Raw genomic sequence first — 16,734 nt, forward strand, 5'->3', positions numbered from 1 at the left:
CATGGACTCCGCCGTCTTTTCATCCAGCCTTCCCTTGCGGGAGAAGATCCACAGCCATCGGTCTGGCTTGCCTGTGGGGGTATTCGCCGTATGTTCTTCTCACGCGGATGTGCTGCGCGCAGCGATGCGCTTGCTTCAGTCATCGCGTGAAGCGCTGCTGATCGAAGCAACCTGCAACCAGGTCAACCAGGAAGGCGGCTACACCGGCATGACCCCGCAACATTTCCGTACGTACGTGTGCGAGCTGGCCAAAGAGGAAAATTTTCCATGCGAACGCATTCTGCTGGGCGGCGACCACCTGGGGCCAAACCCCTGGCGAGCCCTGCCGGCCGAACAAGCTATGCAAAAAAGTGAGCAATTGGTGCGCGCTTACGCAGCCGCCGGCTTTGTTAAGATTCATCTGGATGCATCGATGCCTTGCGGCGGGGAAGAAGCGCTTTCCGTAGCCGAAATCGCCGCACGCAGCGCAAGGTTATGCGCAGCCTGCGAACAGGCCGCCTTTGAACGTCCTGCCGCCTATAAACCCTTATACGTGATCGGGACGGAAGTGCCCGCTCCGGGGGGCATAAACGCGCAGGCACCCGGCCAGCCGCACATTACACGGGTAGACGATGTGGCTGAAATGCTGGCAGTGCATCGTCAGATTTTTCTCCGTTTCGGGCTGGCAGATGCTCTGGAACGTGTTATCGCTGTTGTCGTCTCGCCGGGTGTGGAGTTTGGCAATCGAGAGATATTTCCGTTCCGAAGTGATCAGACTGGTAACCTGAGCGGCTTCATCGAGCGGCAGGAAGGCATGGTCTACGAAGCTCACTCCACCGATTACCAATCCCCGCAGGCGCTGCGCAGCATGGTCGGCGGCCACTTTGCTATTCTCAAAGTTGGCCCGGCGCTGACATTTGCCCTGCGTGAGGCGCTTTTCAACCTGGCTGCTATCGAGAACGAACTGCCGAACCTGCCCGCCGGTGAACGTTCCCGTCTGGTGGATACCCTGTTGGAGACCATGCGCAGCGACCCGCGGTACTGGCAGGACCATTACCGGGGCAGCGCACAGGAAATATTATTCGCAATGAAATACAGCTTCAGCGACCGGATCCGCTATTATTGGGGTTACCCGCAGGTGCAAAACGCGATTCTGACCTTGATAGCTAACTTGCAGCGGGACGATCTGCCCCTGGCGCTGGTCAGCCAGTTCTTCCCGGCGCTCTACCCGTCAGTCTTCGAAGGAGGAATTCCAGCTAATCCGCGCAGTTTCATTCAACACAGCATCATGAACGTGCTGGCCGGGTACTCGGCAGCCTGTGGTTGACTTAAAACTACCTGAGACCAGTTAATTTTTACTTGTACAAAGAGCAGAAAGCTTGCGCTTACAACAGCTGCTCCAAGGTATCAGCGATTCAAAAACCACATAATCTACTTGCATAATGGATTAAAAATAGCGCCGAGTACCCGGCGCTATTTTTTGTGGAATAATTTCATAAAACTGACATGTCCGCTTTTCGCTTTTCCTGCGGTTATAAATACGTGAAGATGCATTTTCAAAAAAGCAAAGAAGGAATAACACATGGACCTAACCATAAAAGGAGAACGAAACCAGCATGAGCGCATGGCCGAAGATGCGGAATTGGTCGGTGCAGCCCAGCGCAATCCCCTTGAGTTCGAAGCGCTGTACCGCAAGTGGCTGACCCCGGTTTACCGCTATTTCTACTTCCGCCTGGGTAATGTCAAGGATGCGGAAGATCTGACAGCGCAGGTATTTTTGAAAGCCTATCAGGACCTGCCGCGTTACCGCAACCGCGGCGCTTTTTCCGCCTGGCTGTTCACCATTGCGCATGCCCGGCTGGTCGATTACTACCGCAAAAACTCACGCAAAGCAGCTCTGGAAGTACCTATCGAGGAATTGGAAATCCCGGTCAGCGCCATGGATTTGCCTGAACGGGCCGCCCAAAAGGGCGAGTTCGAACAGGTATTCAGCCTGCTGATGGGACTCACCGAGAAAGAACAAACCCTCATCCGTCTGCGCTTCATGGCTGAATTAAGCTATCGCGAGATCGGTCAGGTGCTGCACTGCAAAGAGGATACCGCGCGCAAGTCCGTTGCGCGGCTGCTGGAGCGCATGAAGAAACAAATGGAGAATGATCATGACTAAATCTCTTGAAAACAAAATCAACGACGCGGTTCAATCCGTTGAACCCTCGCCGGAATTTAGTGAAAAACTGTGGAAGGAAATGCGATCTTCCACCCAACCGGATCGCGCCCCCCGGCGCGCGCCGCAATTGCGCTGGCTACCGGCCGCGGCGGTGATTGCGCTGGCGGTGATCTTGCTGGTCGTTTCCCCGCAGCGGGTATGGGCCAGCTTGCGCGGCTTGTTCGACTTCCTGCCGGGCATCGGTCTGGTGCAGGACGATGAAACCACGCTGTATCTATACGAACCGGTCAGTCTGGAGCAAGACGGCGCCGTTTTGACCATCGAACAGGTGGTCTCGGACGCCAACCAGACGGTGGTCACCTATCGCATCGAAGGGCTGCCCAAAAACAGTCAACACTGCTCCTATAACGTTAACCGTCTGCGGCTGCCGAACGGCAAGGAACTGCTCCCGACCGGCGGCGGATTGAGCAACGAAGGTGGCATCGTGCAGGCGCGCATCCAATTCTTTGCCCTGCCGGAGGGTGTTACCCAGGCCGCGCTCTATACGGCCGTTGACCCGGACGACCCGGAAATTTCAACATGCGGCGCCCCCAAGGAATGGAAGGTGGATTTCAGCCTGAGTACCGAAAAGCCGACCGATATGGAACTGCTGCCGGTAGTGGAGAGCACCGCCGAAAGCACCGCGGAAGCAGGCGATAATGACGTAAAGATCAGCATTGATAAAAACGTCGCATTGGATGACGGCTATATTCTGTACGGCAGCTTCCAATTATCCAATCCAAATTGGCAGGCCGCCAGCATTGACTTCGAGACAATCACAGCTCAGGATGCAGCCGGCAAAGAAATCCCGTTGGAACAGGAAGATGTTCTCCCCGACCCCAGCGGATTCACCGTGGATAATATTTTTGCGATCAAGGTTGCTGACAAGGATTTCACTCCTCCTTTAACGCTGCACGTGAAAAACCTGTGGATAAATGCTATTTATGACGAAGGCATTCCTGTTTTCTCCTTCGACGCCGGCCCAGACCCGCAAGTGGGACAAAACTGGGAAATTAATAAAGAAGTCACTGTAGATGGGATCCGGATCAATTTTCGAGATGTTGAGGTTGTCGAAGAACCGACCGATCAGGGGCGGGATGACAGCCTGGAAAAAGGGTATGCCATCACGGTCACGGAAAGCAGCGCTCAGTATTTCAGCGGAACCTACTTCTGCACAGGCCAGGGAGAAGGTACGCCGGATTACGGAACAGCCGGCCCGTCCAGCGAGCTTTACCCGTTCATCTACTATTATTCCGGCGGCCTGCCTTACGGTTCGGTTACCTGTAGTATTTTCCATGCGAATTTCCTGCATCCGGGGAATTGGGACATCGAGTGGCAGCCGCCGCTGGCTGACGAATAAAATAACAGGCTCTCCGCGCATTTCATTTTGCGCCGGGGTATAAAAAACGGGCATACCCAATGGGTATGCCCGTTTTCATTTTTACCGGAATCTATCTACTTTTTATTTCAAAATATCAAAAATGGTTTTTCGCACCCCGATATAATCGGTCATCGAAGTGAACCGGGTATATTTTGCGCTGTTATCCAACCGAATAGTCTGGCCGTGGGTGTCGCCTGTTTCAGCAATCACATCCACGCCGTCATAAGTCCAGGTGAAATAACCTGGATTGGTCATCGCTACACCTGCCACAATATCCCAGATTTTGAAGTCACCGCCCCAATTGTTGAAATTCTGCTGCCATGACCGCTCCAACAATTGCAGGGCAGGATCATCACTGCCGGCAATTTTGTCGTAATCCTCCCGGCTGACGATGAAATCATCCGAGCCATCCAGAGAAACGATCGACAGAGGGATGCCGGAGTTGAACACCTGTTTGGCTGCCAGCGGATCGACAAAGATATTCCATTCGGCAGCGTGGTTGTTCTCGTAACCCGGTGATTCATTCAGGTTGCCGCCTCGGTTGAAAGCGCCGCCCATAATAACTACCTGGGCAATATTATCCGCAATGCCGGGATCCTGCTGCAATGCCAGCGCCAAATCGGTCTGCGCGCCGGTCACCAGGAGGACCACCTTTTCCGGTGATTCATTCACCAGCCGCACGATCAAATCCGCCCCATTTTCAGCAGTGTAATCCTGTGAAGCGGCCGGCAGAGAAACGCCCCAGAAATTATCAGCGCCGCTGCGCCAACCGGCGGGAAATTCATTATGGGCCGGATCCAGCGGATCTTCCGCCCCCACACCAATGGGTACATCATCCAGGTCAAGTACATCATATAAAAAGATCTGCCATTCCTTGAGTGATTTCTCCGGATGTTGTTCGCCGTAAGATTGGATCACGCCCAGCAGCTTGACACGAGGATGCTTGCTGATATAAACCAACGTGGCCACATCGTCCGGCGCGCCGTCGTGCGAAAAAATAACCGGTAGAGAACCTTCTGAAGCATCATCAAAGTACTGGATTTCCGAGGTTGCGGTCGGTTGAAGTGTCGCTTCCGGCGCCGGTTCGGTGGGCAGAACAGCAGGGGTTGGTTCCTGCGCGGTTATGCAGCCGTTGAAAAACACGAACGTTAATACCAATAAGGCAGTCGATAATTTATTTCTCGTCATGCTTGTCCCTCCACTATTTATTCTTAAATGGTTGTTCCGCAATATTTTAGCATAGACCTTTTATAGACATAGTCAGTTTCGTTATTACCGATTTAAATAAGCCAGGCGAAGCTAATCTTTTGCAAATGACGATCATTCTGCCGGCCTGAAATTTCCGTTGTGTTAAGTGAAGAACCATAAAAAGGTGCATTTCATTCTATTTATATTGACATTTTCCCAACTCGTACTAAAATATATACAACTCGTATATACATGTTAGTTATACAAGTTGATAACACAAGTTCAATCTTACTTGAGTTTAAAAAGGCACTTTTGCACAGAGAGGATCAGATGCCAGAAAACGTACCGATCTATCAGCAAATCACAGCTTATATAAAAGAAACCATTGAAAAAGGAATCTATCAGAAAGGGAACATCATCCCTTCTGAACAGGAGCTATGCAACCAATTTGATACCAGCCGGATGACGGTGAGGCGCGCAATAAATGACTTGGTCAATGATGGCACGCTCTACCGCATCCAGGGCAGGGGAACTTTTGTGTCCCATTTTGTTTTCCGTAAATATTTGGAGGTATTGGGGTTTTCCTATCACATGAGAACCCTTGGCTTTCAACCGAGCAGTAAAATCTTGTCCTTTGAAATCCAAAAACCGGAAAAAAACATTGCCGAGGAATTGAAAATATTGCCCTCTGACAATGTTTTTTATTTAAGTAGGGTGAGAATGGCTGACCTTGAACCCATTGCGATTGAGAATGTCTTCCTGCCCGAAAAACGGTTTCCGGGGCTTGATAAATATTCACTTGAGGAGAACTCCCTTTATGACACATTGAGAACCTATTACAAAACTGAAATTTTCTTAAGGCATGAAAAAATAAATGCAATTGTCGCGGAAGGTACGGATGCAAATATCCTGTTTTCGAAGAACAAAGGGGTAGTGATGCATACCTGGGGGGTGGACTTCGATACAAATATGAATCCCATTGCCTATGCCGATTCCCTTTACCACGGAACGAAATACACTTTCGATATCGTTATCAAGTAATTGAGAGAAAAATGGCAACAACAGAGCAGAATGAAACTTTAGGTATCCTGGTTTGTACACATTCTTCACTGGCAGATAGCCTGAAACAAGCAATTGAAATGCTGATGGGTCCTCAAGAGAATTTTGAGACCCTTGGACTTTATGAAGGCGGAGATGTTTTCAGCTTGTGTGAAGAAATAAAGAAGCAGGTTGGCAACATGCATACGAAAAAGAATCTGGTATTTACGGATTTATTCGGTGCATCGCCAAGCAATGCTGCTGCAATGTCCCTGGTAGATATTGACGCCGTAATTATTACGGGGGTGAATTTACCCATGCTCGCAGAGGTGCTCACTTTGAGGGGCCAGCAGCAGGATCTTAATGATTTAGTTATTGATATTGTGAATAAAGGTAAAGATAGCATCCGCACCATAACAAAAGAGATGTTATCGAAAGGTTAGCAAAAATGATTACATTAATAAGATGTGATGATCGATTGATTCACGGACAATGTATTGTTAGGGTTTTGGCTGATTTCAAAATTGAAAAGATTGTAATCATCGATGATATTACAGCTTCCAATCCCGTACTGAAGAGTGTTTTCCTTTTAGCTGTTCCCCCTCAAACAAAAGCGGTGATCCTCACGACTGATGAGGCAAAGACCAACCTGCGTGAATTTATTGAAAATAATGAGCATGTTTTACTGCTGATGAGATCTCCAATGGTTGCGTTGGAGCTTTTCAAATCTTATCCGGAACTCAAGCAAGAGTTGAATATCGGCCCAATCAGCTACCGCCCGGACACCAGGAAGATTACAACCTATGCGTACCTTACCAGCGAAGAGATGGACGCAGTCAATCAACTTATAGAAAGGAGGGTCCGAGTTTATTTCAATCAAACAATCGATCAGAAAATTATTGAATGGAACGAAGTAAGAGATTTATTTAAGTAAAAAAATTTTGAAAGGTTAATAAAGGTGAAGAAATGATTTTTTGGCAAGCACTTCTCATTGCCATCTTTGGGTATTGCTCTTCAATCTATTCACCCTGGGCCATTGGGCTATTAGGCGGGTGGTATACGATGGGAAGGCCCCTGGTATCCGGCATGATCATCGGCGCGATTCTGGGAGATATCCAAACGGGAATCATCATTGGAGCTGCAATTCAGGCGATGTATATCGGGTTGGTTACACCGGGCGGATCGATGCCTGCGGATGTAAACTTTGCAGCTTGGATTGGAATTCCTCTAGCGGTTATCAGCGGTGCGGATTCGACTTATGCGGTCAGTCTATCGATCGCCCTCAGTTTCCTGGGTGTCGTGGCCGTTTATGCAACCGCGTCTTTCAACTCTGTATTTGTCCACAAGATGGATCGTTACATCACGAATGGCCAGCTGGAAAAAGCAATCAACATTCCGGTCGTCGGGCAAATCACGAACTTTGTATGCCGGTTTATTCCGATCTTCCTGGCAAACTATTTAGGCGCTCAATTTGTTCCGACCATGGTCAGTGCGATTCCTGAATGGCTCGGAGGGATCTTGACCCTGCTGGGCAGTATCCTGCCACTCATCGGGTTTGCGTTGCTGATGCAATATGTCGTCAAGAAAAAGGTGGACCTCCTGTACTATTTGTTCGGGTTCATCCTGGTTGCGGTCTTCAAAGCGCCGATCATCCCGGTTGTTTTAGTGGGTTTGTTATTAGCGTTCATGGATATCAAGTACTCTCAGGTCGACTTATCAAGCTTGAAGATGATCGACCAAAAGAAATCGGAGAACAGGTTCAAATTACTTGATCAAAAGGATGTACGCAAAGCATATTGGAACTGGCAGTTCTGGACCCTTTCAGTGCAAAACTTCGAAAGAATGGAAGCTCCCGCGATTATCCGCATGCTGGGAAAGGTGAAAGATAAACTGTACCCCAATGACAAAGATGCTCAAAAAGCACTCCTCGAAAGGCACGAAGCTTTCTTCAACACCGAACCGTATATCGGGTCGATCATTCCCGGCATCGTGTTGGGCATGGAAGAACAAAGCGCAATCACCAAAGAGAATTCTGCCGATCTCATCAGCAGCATAAAAACGGCGCTGATGGGACCGTTTGCCGGAATTGGAGATTCTTTGTACGTCGGCACGTTAATCCCGATTCTCTTGAGTATCGCGTTAGGTCTGTCTTCTGAAAGTGGTAGTGTAATGGGCCCAATCTTCTATGTCCTGGCTCATTTAGCAATCATGCTTCCGCTCACCTGGTTCCTGTTCAAGAGCGGGTATAGCATGGGCATGGATTCCGCCCAATTAGTTTTATCCGGCGGTATTAAAGACAAAATCACCCAGGGGATGAACATTGTGGGTTTGATCGTTGTAGGGGCGATCACCACCATGTATGTAAACGTAAAGACGGGGCTGACGTTTACGCAAGGTGATATGGTAATTGACCTGAACTCAGCATTGAATAGCTTGTTCCCCAACATCATTACGATTTTATTAGGTTTGGCTACCTATTACCTGCTTGTGAATAAAAAGATGAAGATCGGATACCTGTTCCTGGTCTTTATCGCTTTAGCGGTAGTTGGATATTTCACTAATTTATTGGTCGTGTAAAAAGCCAATAAACGTCCTGTCTGAGCCCCTTCATCATGATGAATGGGGCTCAGACACCAATTTAAACTGCCCAGCTTTATAGGGAAGCAAAGGCAATTAAACGGCGAGAATATATGAATACTATTTTAACAGAACTTCAACATAAATTGATTGTATCGTGCCAGGCTTTTCCGGGTTCACCTTTGTATGGGCCGGATTATTTACAAAAAATGGCGATGTGCGCCATAAAAGGTGGGGCCGGTGGAATTCGGGCATGTTGGCCGGATAATATTAAAGCTATCAGAAGCATTACTGACCTTCCTATCGTCGGCATAAACAAAGTTGGATTTGATGATCCTCAATCATTGGATAAGGTATATATCACGCCCACTTTCGAATCTGCAGCAGAAGTAATTGAGGCAGGCGCTGATATTTTGGGTATGGATAGCACCCCAAGGGGGAGAACTTATGATGATATCAACAAGCTTATTGAACAGATTAGGAAATACTATCCTGAAATTCTGATAATGGCCGATTTATCCACAGTCGAAGAAGGATTAAAAGCTGAGGAGATGGGTGTTGACGTTGTCTCTACAACGCTCTCAGGATATACACGCAGCAGTCTAAAATCCAGTTTACTGGAGAAATCGACGTATATGGATGAGGCAAAATTGGATAATTTGATTCACGAGGAACCTCCTGATCTCGATTTACTTAAAGCGCTGAAGAAAAGCGTAAAAATCAAAATCAACGCTGAAGGCAGAATTTGGAAAGTAGAGCAAGTTATTGATGCAATGAAATGCGGTGTGGATATGGTCACTGTTGGGGCCGCAATCACCATGCCGGAAAAGATAACGAGTAAATTTGTCAATGCAATAAATACGGTTTACCCTTCTGATTAAGCATAACGGGGTTTGGGTGTATGACCATCCCTATAGCGATACTTTCAGGATTAGACGCGGTCCATCCGGTAAATTGAAAAATCAATGATTCGCAAAAGAGCGGTCGCCCTTTGGGACGACCGCTCTTTTTTCTTTGACCAAACTAATCAGTCATAATTCGCCTAACCCATATCGAGGGGCAATGAGAGCAAAACTTCACACCCGCCTGTCGTGCGGTTACTAAACTTCACTTTGCCGCCGTGGGCGTGAACAATTTGGCGAACGATAGTAAGGCCTAAACCGGAATAGGGCAAATCCGGATCTTCAGTTGGTTGATTGAGGTTCAGGCATTGTTCTTCCGCAAATCCAATGCCATCATCCATAACCGATAAGGATATGAAAGGGGCTTCCTTGACCAGGTTGATTTGAATCGTACAGCCTTTGGGGTTATGCTGCATACTGTTGGTAATCAGGTTGGAGACTGCTCGCGTTAACAGCTCTTCATCGCCGGTTATGGTTTCATCCTGAGTGTTTTCATCGATTTCAACATCAATGGTATAGCGCTCATCCATCATTCCATTCAGGAAATCCGCGCTGATTTTCCGTACCAGGCCCGGCAGGGAGACAGGGCTAAGGCGCAGCGGCTGCATATCATACTCAAGCTTTGAAGCCAGGTTCAAATCACTCACCAGCGTTTTAATTCGTTGGCTCTGCCGGCGGATGATGCCGGCTTGTTCCCGCTCTGCCGTGGGGAGTTCCGCGTTGCTTTCCAGTTCGCTGGCATATCCCATCACGAGCGATAAGGGCGTGCGAATATCATGCGATATGGCCGCAATCCATTTTGTGCGGGCATTATCTCGTTTGTCCAGGGCGATATCCTGTTCAACCAGGTGCGCCGAAGCCTTATTAATCCCGGCGGCAAGTTCACCCAGCAAGCCTTTGGTGGATAATTTCACGGCTTTCTTCTCGGACATATCTCTGATCCCACCGGCAAGCGGTTTCAGGGAATGGTACAAGCGCAAACCAAATACCAACGCAATTGCAAAGGCCAGCAGGGTATTGATTAAAAGGACCAGCGGAATCCAGATGAAGATTTTATCGAAGACCACCATTTGATATTCAATGTTGTATTTCCATACGCTGTCTACCCGACCGCCCAGTACGAAAAGCCCATCCGGACGTCGCCAGACATAAACCGGATAATCATCCAGATACCAGCGGGAAAAACTGGCCACTTCGGGAACCGTAAACTTTTGCGGGATTTCCGCCGGCAGATTCAGGCTCCATATTACCTTGCCCGCATCGTCCAATAGCATCGCCCACTGATAATTTCCTTCAATGATTTTTTCAGTAGTGTCAGAAAGTTGGTAAGCCCCATTTTGTACCGTCAAACCCTCTGCAATCTGTGAAACAGGGTATTCCACCTGCTCAATGCTGTTCAATTGAAACATATAGATAAAGAACACCACAAAGTTCACCGCCAGCAGGATCAACGCTACACCTACTGCTGAAACCAGATAACGAGAAATAATCCGCATCACACTCTTCATTTCTTTGTGACTCCAACCAACTTATAGCCAAGTCCGCGCACGGTTAATAAATAGCGAGGAGCGGAAGGATCCACCTCGATCTTCTCCCGTAACCGGCGGATGTGAACCATCAACGAATTTTCATAACGATATACATTGTCCCCCCAGGCTGCATGACAGAGATTCTCTATGGTGACGATTTTTCCGGTATTTTCATATAACTTCTCAATGAAGGCAAATTCCTTGGCAGTCAGCGTGATCTGCTCCCCATCGTTACGGGTGATTGTGCCGCTTTCCAAATCAATTTGAGTATCGCCCAGATAGAAAATGCGCTCTTGCGGGCCGGTTTGTTCCAGCGGGAAATAAGTACGGTTGAGCACTGCTTTCAAACGCAGAATCAATTCCAGGGGCAGGAAGGGTTTGGTGATGTAATCATCCGCGCCGAGGCCTAAACCCAACAGGCGGTTCTGATCCTCATCCCGCGCGGAAAGGAATAATACCGGAGCAGAGGAATCCGCCCGCATCTCACGCAGGAGCATAAAGCCATCCCCGTCCGGCAGGGTGACATCCAGAATCACACAATCCGGCCGATCTTTGGATAGGCTCTGGCGCGCCTCCCGGCAATTCGATGCGCTGAGGATATGTCTAAATCCCTCGCGCTGCAGGATATCCGTAACCATCCTGCACAGCTCAGGTTCATCATCCACAATCAATATTTTGCAATCAAAAATTGTTTCCATCGTCATCTCCTCCATTTTAGTGCAAGTTGCAGCTCGCAGACCGTTCTCCATGGAAGATTAAGGTAATCGTAAGCTTGGATTCAGCTTCCCGTAAACCTGACCTGCTATATTGTCCGTTATTCAATTTAGGAGAATGATTATGGAAAATATCATCACAACCAAAAACCTTTACAAGCAGTACAGTAATTTTCAGTGCATACAAAGCCTTGACCTGAAAGTACCGCATGGATCGGTTTATGGATTCCTCGGCCCCAATGGAGCCGGTAAAACTACCACGATGAAAATGATACTGGGATTAGTCCGGCCCAGCTCCGGTGCTATCACCCTTTTTGGGAAAATGACGACCAGCAAGAATCGGCTGGAAATGCTCAGCCAGATTGGTTCGCTGATTGAATCACCAAGTTACTACGGTCACCTGACCGGCTTGGAAAACCTGCGCATTATCAGCACCCTGAAAAAGGTCCCTGAAAAAGACATCCAGCGCGTTTTATCCATTGTCCGGCTGGAGAAACAGGAAGGGAAAAAGGTCAACGAATACTCGATGGGGATGAAGCAGCGCCTCGGCCTGGCAGGAGCCCTGTTGGGAAATCCAAAACTGTTAATCCTTGACGAACCGACCAATGGTCTCGACCCGGCCGGCATGCAGGAAATGCGCGAATTGATCTGCTCCCTGCCCCAACAGTATGGCATGACCGTGATGGTCTCCAGTCACCTGCTGGGTGAGATTGACCAAATCGCTACCGACGTTGGAATTATCAACCACGGCAAGTTAATCTTTCAGGGGAGCCTGGCAGCATTGCACCAGAAAAGTTCCCATCAGATTGCTATACGCACAATGAATAACATAACTGCTTCAAAAATTCTTCAACTACAGGGGTTGGCATGCAAAGAAGAGCAAGGTTATTTGATCATTCCCGCCCTGAGCGATGAGAGAATTGCTGTTTTTATCCAGGATCTGATTCACAAGGGCATCCGCGTTGTACGGATTGAGGAAAGGAATAACAATCTTGAAGATATCTTCTTGGAACTGACCGGCAAGGCAGGTGCTTTATGATACGGGCCCTGAAACTGGAATTTCAAAAAGCACATCGAAGAAAAGTCTGGTTGATTGCCGCCGCCATAACCCTGGTCGAAATCTTATGGACGCTTTGGGGAGTTTCCCGAATGGATGAGCACGATCTTGCCCAGGGATGGAAATCTATGCAATTTCAATTTTCCATAATCAACTCGATTATCATGCCGGTCCTCGCCGCTGTCATCACCTCCCGCTTATGCGATGTGGAACATAAAGGGCAAACTTTCAAGCTTTTAGAAACCCTCATGCCGGCAGGCAGGATCTTCAACGCAAAATTCCTGTTTGGAAGCCTGTACATGCTTGCGGCGGTTGTCCTGCAGATCCTGGTAATCATTCTTGTTGGATTACTGAAAGGCTTTCAAGGTAATCCGCCTTTGGATATGCTGGCATATTACCTGCTTTTCACCGGGAGCGTGAACCTGACCATCCTGCTTTTACAACAAATCCTGTCACTGCAGTTTCCCAACCAAATGATATCCCTCTCCGTTGGTTTATTTGGCGGGCTGGTCGGAATCTTCCTGCTTTACCTGCCCCAGGTGTTCTCGAAATTCTTATTATGGGGGTATTTCGGTGAACTGCTTTTTATTCAAATGGACTGGAATCCAGCCACACGCATCGTAAATTACTCCTACATTCCAAAGAACTGGCCGGGATTCCTGATATTGGTAATAGGATTTGCCATCTTGTACCTTATCGGCCAAAGATTGTTTATCCGAAAGGAGATCTAAATCATGTTTTCAAGAACCTTCCGCGCAGAAAGAATTAAATTGCATCACAATCCGGTCTGGCTGGCATTCCTATGCTTGCCAATTATCCCGGCAGTCCTGGGAACCTTCAACTATTTTCAAAACATTGAGATATTACAGGACAAATGGTACAGCCTTTGGTCGCAGCAGACCTTGTTCAGCTGTTTCTTCTTTTTACCTGCATTGATTGGCGTTTACAGCTCGTATCTCTACCGTCTGGAACACCTGAATCACAACTGGAACACTATTATGACCATGCCAATTCCAGTCAGTCAATTTGTTCTATCCAAGCTGCTTTCGGCAACACTGATGGTCATCCTGACCCAAGCCTGGACAGGTGTGTTGTTCATCCTGTCCGGAAAGCTGGTGGGGATAAATGCTCCTCTTCCCCCAGAATTATTGAACTGGCTTTTTTATGGGGCCATTGGGGGAATTGCCATCTGTGCCGTCCAACTGGCGATTTCACTGGTTATCCGCAGCTTTGCCGTGCCGGTAGGCATCGCCCTTATGGGTGGAATTTCCGGGCTGGTAGCATCGGCCAAGGGGTTTGGCGTTTGGAATCCTTATGCGCTGCTCTCCCTGGGTATGCAGGCAAACAAATCCGGGGGAACGATGCAATGCAGCCAATCCCTATTCCTGTTGAATAGTCTCGTTTTCGTCACGATTAGCGTTGTTTTTTCTGTCTTATGGCTAAAAAAACGGGACGTCTTGACAACATAAGTCAACATCATTTATTGAACGCCTTCCCGCGTGGGTTCGACAATAATCTGTTTTGATACTGGAGACCCACGCGGAGAGGCATTTTTCCTTTTCTTAGACAAATCTTTCAATCCAATCCATTGATCCTGCTTATAATAAAATCGATCTTGTAATCAAGAACCTTGTCATTGCAGAAATATGAAAGGATTATTATGAACACGGAACAAATGAACCGAATTCATGAGGGAAAGGGTTTCATTGCAGCGTTGGATCAAAGCGGCGGGAGCACCCCCAAAGCGCTTCTCCTCTATGGGATTAAAGAGGACAGTTATTCAAATGACGAAGAAATGTTCGAGCTCGTCCATCAAATGAGGACGCGCATTATTAAGAGCCCCGCATTCAATTCAGAATACATTCTGGCTGCGATCCTATTTAAAAGAACAATGGACAGCACTATTGACGGACGGTTTACCGCCGATTATCTCTGGGAGAATAAAGGTATTGTGCCCATCTTAAAGGTCGATGAGGGCCTGGCCGGGCTTGAAGACGGCGTTCAAATGATGAAGCCATTCACGGACCTGCACGGCCTTATGCGGCAGGCAATCGAGAAGAATATCTTCGGCACTAAAATGCGCTCAGTGATCAAAGAAGCCAACGCTAAGGGAATCAAGCAAATCGTGGAGCAGCAATTCGATCTGGGAAAACAGATCTTCGATCATGGGCTGATCCCCATTCTCGAACCCGAGGTGGATATTCACAGCGCGGATAAGGAAGAATCGGAAAAACTGTTGAAAAGCGAAATCTTGAATAAGCTGTCCGCTTTGGACAAAAGCGTTCAATTAATGTTCAAGCTGACCATTCCGACTGAGGATAACTTCTATCGCGAATTAATCGACGATCCGCACGTGGTACGTGTAGTGGCCTTATCCGGCGGCTATTCGCAAAGTGAAGCCAACGAAAAATTGGCCCGCAATCACGGCTTGATCGCCAGCTTCTCGCGCGCCTTATCGCAGGGATTGACTGTCGGTCAAACGGATGAAGAATTCAATCAAATGCTGGCGCAGTCCATCCAGGCAATTTACAACGCTTCCATCACCTAACAGGTAGAAACTTCCAGTACGGAATTGATTAAAATGACAGATTGAAGAAACGGACGGCCATTATACAACCGTCCGTTTTTTATTTATGTCTTGTCATACTCCTTTTCAACGCAAGATGAAAAGGAATCCGGCTTGCCATTTCATTCAAACTCACTCATTAGTGCCTTACAGCGGGGATTTTTTATTGCGTCATTCCTTTGATACAATGAGACAGCAATTATTTGTAAATTTCCCGGAGGACTACTTTGGACTTTGAATTGACCATCGACTGCCACAATGACCTGGGCGAAGGCCCCCTGTGGGACCCGCGCGAAAACGCGCTGTACTGGCTGGACATCAATAAAGCCAGGATTCAGCGCCGCAATGCCGGAGGCGAAGTGCAGGTTTTCGACATGCCATTCAAAGTAACCGCTCTGGGTCTGCGCCAAAGCGGCGGCTTTATCGCCGCCACCGAGCGCGGCTTCCACTTTTGGGACGGCAAAGGCACTGCCCTGAAATTTATCGCGCATCCGGAGGAAGGCAAAAGCGGCGCACGCTTTAACGACGGCAAGGTCGACCGTGGCGGGCGTTTCTGGGCCGGCACCATGGATCCGCGCAGCGCGACTTCCGCGCTCTACCGTTTGGACCCCGATTATACAGTTACACAAATGGATAAGGGCATCACCATCTCCAACGGCCTGGGCTGGAGCCCGGATAACCACCGCATGTACTACGCCGACACCCTGCACCACGTGGTGTACGCTTACAATTTCAACGCGCGCAAAGGCAGCCTGAGCGGCCGGCGCGTCTTCCTGCAGGTACCGCCTGAAGAGGGCCTGCCCGACGGCCTGACCGTGGACAACCAGGGGTACATCTGGGTGGCTTTCTACGACGGCTGGCGGGTAACACGCTACGCCCCCAATGGTAAAGCGGACAGGCAAATTGACCTGCCCGTGGCGCGCCCAACCTGCCCCGCTTTCGGCGGGCCGGCGCTGAACGAACTCTATATCACCACCGCCATTGATGGAATGAGCAACAAAGAATTAGCCAAACAGCCTCAGGCCGGCAACCTGTTCATGCTCAAACCGGGCGTGAAGGGCCTGCCCGAACCGGTATTTCTCGGCTGACCCATTAATATTTTTGCACTATTAACCACTTGCACCCACTTTAACTCAAGCGGGTGTTAATTTTTTGTCAAATTCTTTCTAAACCCTTGTCAGTATCCGATTAAGTAGTATTATTTATGCGCTTATCCGAATATAAGGAATTAGTAATGGAAACCAAACCACTGGAAATTGAGATCGGACTGCTGCACGAGCGCATTTGTTCGGCGCTGGGCGACCCCACCCGCATTCTCATCCTATACATGCTTTCCGAAAAAGGCATGTTCGTCAACGAGCTTTCCGAGGCACTCAACATTCCGCAATCCAGTGTTTCGCGCCACTTGCGCATTCTGCGCGAACGCAACCTGGTTGCCACGGAACGCCAGGGCACTGCTGTTTTATATACCCTGCCGGATAAGCGCATCATAGTTGCGCTGGACCTGATGCGGGAGATCCTCTCCTCGCAGCTCAGGCAGGAAGCCAAAATCACCAGTGCCATTCATAATCAAAACTCATCGGAGAAAAAGGAGTAAG

Annotated in this window: 17 protein-coding genes; 14 read left to right on the forward strand and 3 right to left on the reverse strand. The window is 48.6% G+C overall.

What is annotated here, in order from left to right; genetic code table 11:
- The first annotated feature begins 1 nt into the window (after position 1).
- The 3 genes from Pelsub_RS11875 to Pelsub_RS11885 all read left to right on the forward strand — a co-directional run bounded on the left by Pelsub_RS11875 (position 2) and on the right by Pelsub_RS11885 (position 3,545).
- Complete coding sequence (locus Pelsub_RS11875; protein ID WP_116223528.1) at positions 2-1,306, forward strand: class II D-tagatose-bisphosphate aldolase, non-catalytic subunit; 1,305 nt, start codon at positions 2-4, stop codon at positions 1,304-1,306.
- Between the two features lie 255 nt (positions 1,307-1,561).
- Positions 1,562-2,146, forward strand: coding sequence for an RNA polymerase sigma factor (locus tag Pelsub_RS11880; protein WP_116223527.1), 585 nt, complete (start codon positions 1,562-1,564; stop codon positions 2,144-2,146).
- Positions 2,139-3,545 carry a hypothetical protein gene (locus Pelsub_RS11885; protein WP_116223526.1) on the forward strand — a complete coding sequence of 469 codons (1,407 nt, stop codon included), beginning with the start codon at positions 2,139-2,141 and terminating at the stop codon, positions 3,543-3,545. The genes Pelsub_RS11880 and Pelsub_RS11885 overlap by 8 nt, the downstream gene beginning before the upstream one ends.
- Before the next feature lie 102 nt (positions 3,546-3,647).
- On the opposite strand, the gene Pelsub_RS11890 is transcribed toward Pelsub_RS11885, so the two are convergent.
- Positions 3,648-4,754 carry a nucleoside hydrolase gene (locus Pelsub_RS11890; protein WP_116223525.1) on the reverse strand — a complete coding sequence of 369 codons (1,107 nt, stop codon included), beginning with the start codon at positions 4,752-4,754 and terminating at the stop codon, positions 3,648-3,650.
- Positions 4,755-5,006: 252 nt separating this feature from the next.
- On the opposite strand from Pelsub_RS11890, the gene Pelsub_RS11895 reads away from it, so the two are divergent.
- The 5 genes from Pelsub_RS11895 (at position 5,007) to Pelsub_RS11915 (ending at position 9,250) form a co-directional block, all read left to right on the forward strand.
- Positions 5,007-5,795, forward strand: coding sequence for a GntR family transcriptional regulator (locus Pelsub_RS11895; protein WP_116223524.1), 789 nt, complete (start codon positions 5,007-5,009; stop codon positions 5,793-5,795).
- Positions 5,796-5,806: 11 nt separating this feature from the next.
- The gene (locus tag Pelsub_RS11900) at positions 5,807-6,235 is read left to right on the forward strand and encodes a PTS sugar transporter subunit IIA (RefSeq protein WP_116223523.1); all 429 of its coding nucleotides are present in this window, start codon (positions 5,807-5,809) and stop codon (positions 6,233-6,235) included.
- A gap of 5 nt (positions 6,236-6,240) precedes the next feature.
- Positions 6,241-6,726, forward strand: coding sequence for a PTS system mannose/fructose/N-acetylgalactosamine-transporter subunit IIB (locus Pelsub_RS11905; protein WP_116223522.1), 486 nt, complete (start codon positions 6,241-6,243; stop codon positions 6,724-6,726).
- Positions 6,727-6,758: 32 nt separating this feature from the next.
- Positions 6,759-8,369, forward strand: a complete 1,611-nt coding sequence (locus Pelsub_RS11910; RefSeq protein ID WP_116223521.1) for a PTS system mannose/fructose/sorbose family transporter subunit IID — start codon at positions 6,759-6,761, stop codon at positions 8,367-8,369.
- Between the two features lie 113 nt (positions 8,370-8,482).
- Complete coding sequence (locus Pelsub_RS11915; protein WP_116223520.1) at positions 8,483-9,250, forward strand: N-acetylmannosamine-6-phosphate 2-epimerase; 768 nt, start codon at positions 8,483-8,485, stop codon at positions 9,248-9,250.
- A gap of 161 nt (positions 9,251-9,411) precedes the next feature.
- Here Pelsub_RS11915 and Pelsub_RS11920 read toward each other — a convergent pair whose 3' ends face one another.
- A complete protein-coding gene (locus tag Pelsub_RS11920) occupies positions 9,412-10,779 on the reverse strand; it encodes a sensor histidine kinase (protein WP_116223519.1) in 1,368 nt (455 codons plus the stop codon).
- Positions 10,776-11,498, reverse strand: coding sequence for a response regulator transcription factor (locus Pelsub_RS11925; RefSeq protein ID WP_116223518.1), 723 nt, complete (start codon positions 11,496-11,498; stop codon positions 10,776-10,778). Before Pelsub_RS11925 ends, Pelsub_RS11920 begins: the two co-directional genes overlap by 4 nt.
- A 139-nt stretch (positions 11,499-11,637) precedes the next feature.
- Here Pelsub_RS11925 and Pelsub_RS11930 point away from each other — a divergent pair, with 139 nt between their 5' ends.
- The 6 genes from Pelsub_RS11930 (at position 11,638) to Pelsub_RS11955 (ending at position 16,733) form a co-directional block, all read left to right on the forward strand.
- Positions 11,638-12,552 (forward strand): ABC transporter ATP-binding protein, encoded by a 915-nt coding sequence (locus Pelsub_RS11930; protein ID WP_116223517.1) that lies wholly within the window; start codon positions 11,638-11,640, stop codon positions 12,550-12,552.
- Positions 12,549-13,301, forward strand: coding sequence for an ABC transporter permease (locus tag Pelsub_RS11935; protein WP_116223516.1), 753 nt, complete (start codon positions 12,549-12,551; stop codon positions 13,299-13,301). The genes Pelsub_RS11930 and Pelsub_RS11935 overlap by 4 nt, the downstream gene beginning before the upstream one ends.
- 3 nt (positions 13,302-13,304) lie before the next feature.
- Positions 13,305-14,039, forward strand: coding sequence for an ABC transporter permease (locus Pelsub_RS11940; protein WP_116223515.1), 735 nt, complete (start codon positions 13,305-13,307; stop codon positions 14,037-14,039).
- 191 nt (positions 14,040-14,230) lie between these two features.
- Entirely contained in the window at positions 14,231-15,118 is an 888-nt protein-coding gene (locus Pelsub_RS11945) for a fructose bisphosphate aldolase (protein WP_116223514.1), read from the forward strand.
- A gap of 245 nt (positions 15,119-15,363) precedes the next feature.
- A complete protein-coding gene (locus Pelsub_RS11950; RefSeq protein WP_158675098.1) occupies positions 15,364-16,224 on the forward strand; it encodes an SMP-30/gluconolactonase/LRE family protein in 861 nt (286 codons plus the stop codon).
- Between the two features lie 146 nt (positions 16,225-16,370).
- Positions 16,371-16,733 carry an ArsR/SmtB family transcription factor gene (locus Pelsub_RS11955; RefSeq protein ID WP_158675099.1) on the forward strand — a complete coding sequence of 121 codons (363 nt, stop codon included), beginning with the start codon at positions 16,371-16,373 and terminating at the stop codon, positions 16,731-16,733.
- The last annotated feature ends 1 nt before the right edge of the window (position 16,734 follow it).

Source organism: Pelolinea submarina (assembly GCF_003966975.1).
GTDB lineage: Bacteria > Chloroflexota > Anaerolineae > Anaerolineales > Anaerolineaceae > Pelolinea > Pelolinea submarina.

Bases quoted from the DNA above. Each gene is read 5' to 3' on its own strand.
- Pelsub_RS11945 (WP_116223514.1), top strand. From the start codon at position 14,231: ATGAACACGGAACAAATGAACCGAATTCATGAGGGAAAGGGTTTCATT.
- Pelsub_RS11940 (WP_116223515.1), top strand. From the start codon at position 13,305: ATGTTTTCAAGAACCTTCCGCGCAGAAAGAATTAAATTGCATCACAAT.
- Pelsub_RS11880 (WP_116223527.1), top strand. From the start codon at position 1,562: ATGGACCTAACCATAAAAGGAGAACGAAACCAGCATGAGCGCATGGCC.
- Pelsub_RS11905 (WP_116223522.1), top strand. From the start codon at position 6,241: ATGATTACATTAATAAGATGTGATGATCGATTGATTCACGGACAATGT.
- Pelsub_RS11890 (WP_116223525.1), bottom strand. From the start codon at position 4,754: ATGACGAGAAATAAATTATCGACTGCCTTATTGGTATTAACGTTCGTG.
- Pelsub_RS11895 (WP_116223524.1), top strand. From the start codon at position 5,007: ATGTTAGTTATACAAGTTGATAACACAAGTTCAATCTTACTTGAGTTT.
- Pelsub_RS11875 (WP_116223528.1), top strand. From the start codon at position 2: ATGGACTCCGCCGTCTTTTCATCCAGCCTTCCCTTGCGGGAGAAGATC.
- Pelsub_RS11930 (WP_116223517.1), top strand. From the start codon at position 11,638: ATGGAAAATATCATCACAACCAAAAACCTTTACAAGCAGTACAGTAAT.
- Pelsub_RS11915 (WP_116223520.1), top strand. From the start codon at position 8,483: ATGAATACTATTTTAACAGAACTTCAACATAAATTGATTGTATCGTGC.
- Pelsub_RS11900 (WP_116223523.1), top strand. From the start codon at position 5,807: ATGGCAACAACAGAGCAGAATGAAACTTTAGGTATCCTGGTTTGTACA.
- Pelsub_RS11925 (WP_116223518.1), bottom strand. From the start codon at position 11,498: ATGGAAACAATTTTTGATTGCAAAATATTGATTGTGGATGATGAACCT.
- Pelsub_RS11920 (WP_116223519.1), bottom strand. From the start codon at position 10,779: ATGAAGAGTGTGATGCGGATTATTTCTCGTTATCTGGTTTCAGCAGTA.
- Pelsub_RS11955 (WP_158675099.1), top strand. From the start codon at position 16,371: ATGGAAACCAAACCACTGGAAATTGAGATCGGACTGCTGCACGAGCGC.
- Pelsub_RS11935 (WP_116223516.1), top strand. From the start codon at position 12,549: ATGATACGGGCCCTGAAACTGGAATTTCAAAAAGCACATCGAAGAAAA.
- Pelsub_RS11910 (WP_116223521.1), top strand. From the start codon at position 6,759: ATGATTTTTTGGCAAGCACTTCTCATTGCCATCTTTGGGTATTGCTCT.
- Pelsub_RS11885 (WP_116223526.1), top strand. From the start codon at position 2,139: ATGACTAAATCTCTTGAAAACAAAATCAACGACGCGGTTCAATCCGTT.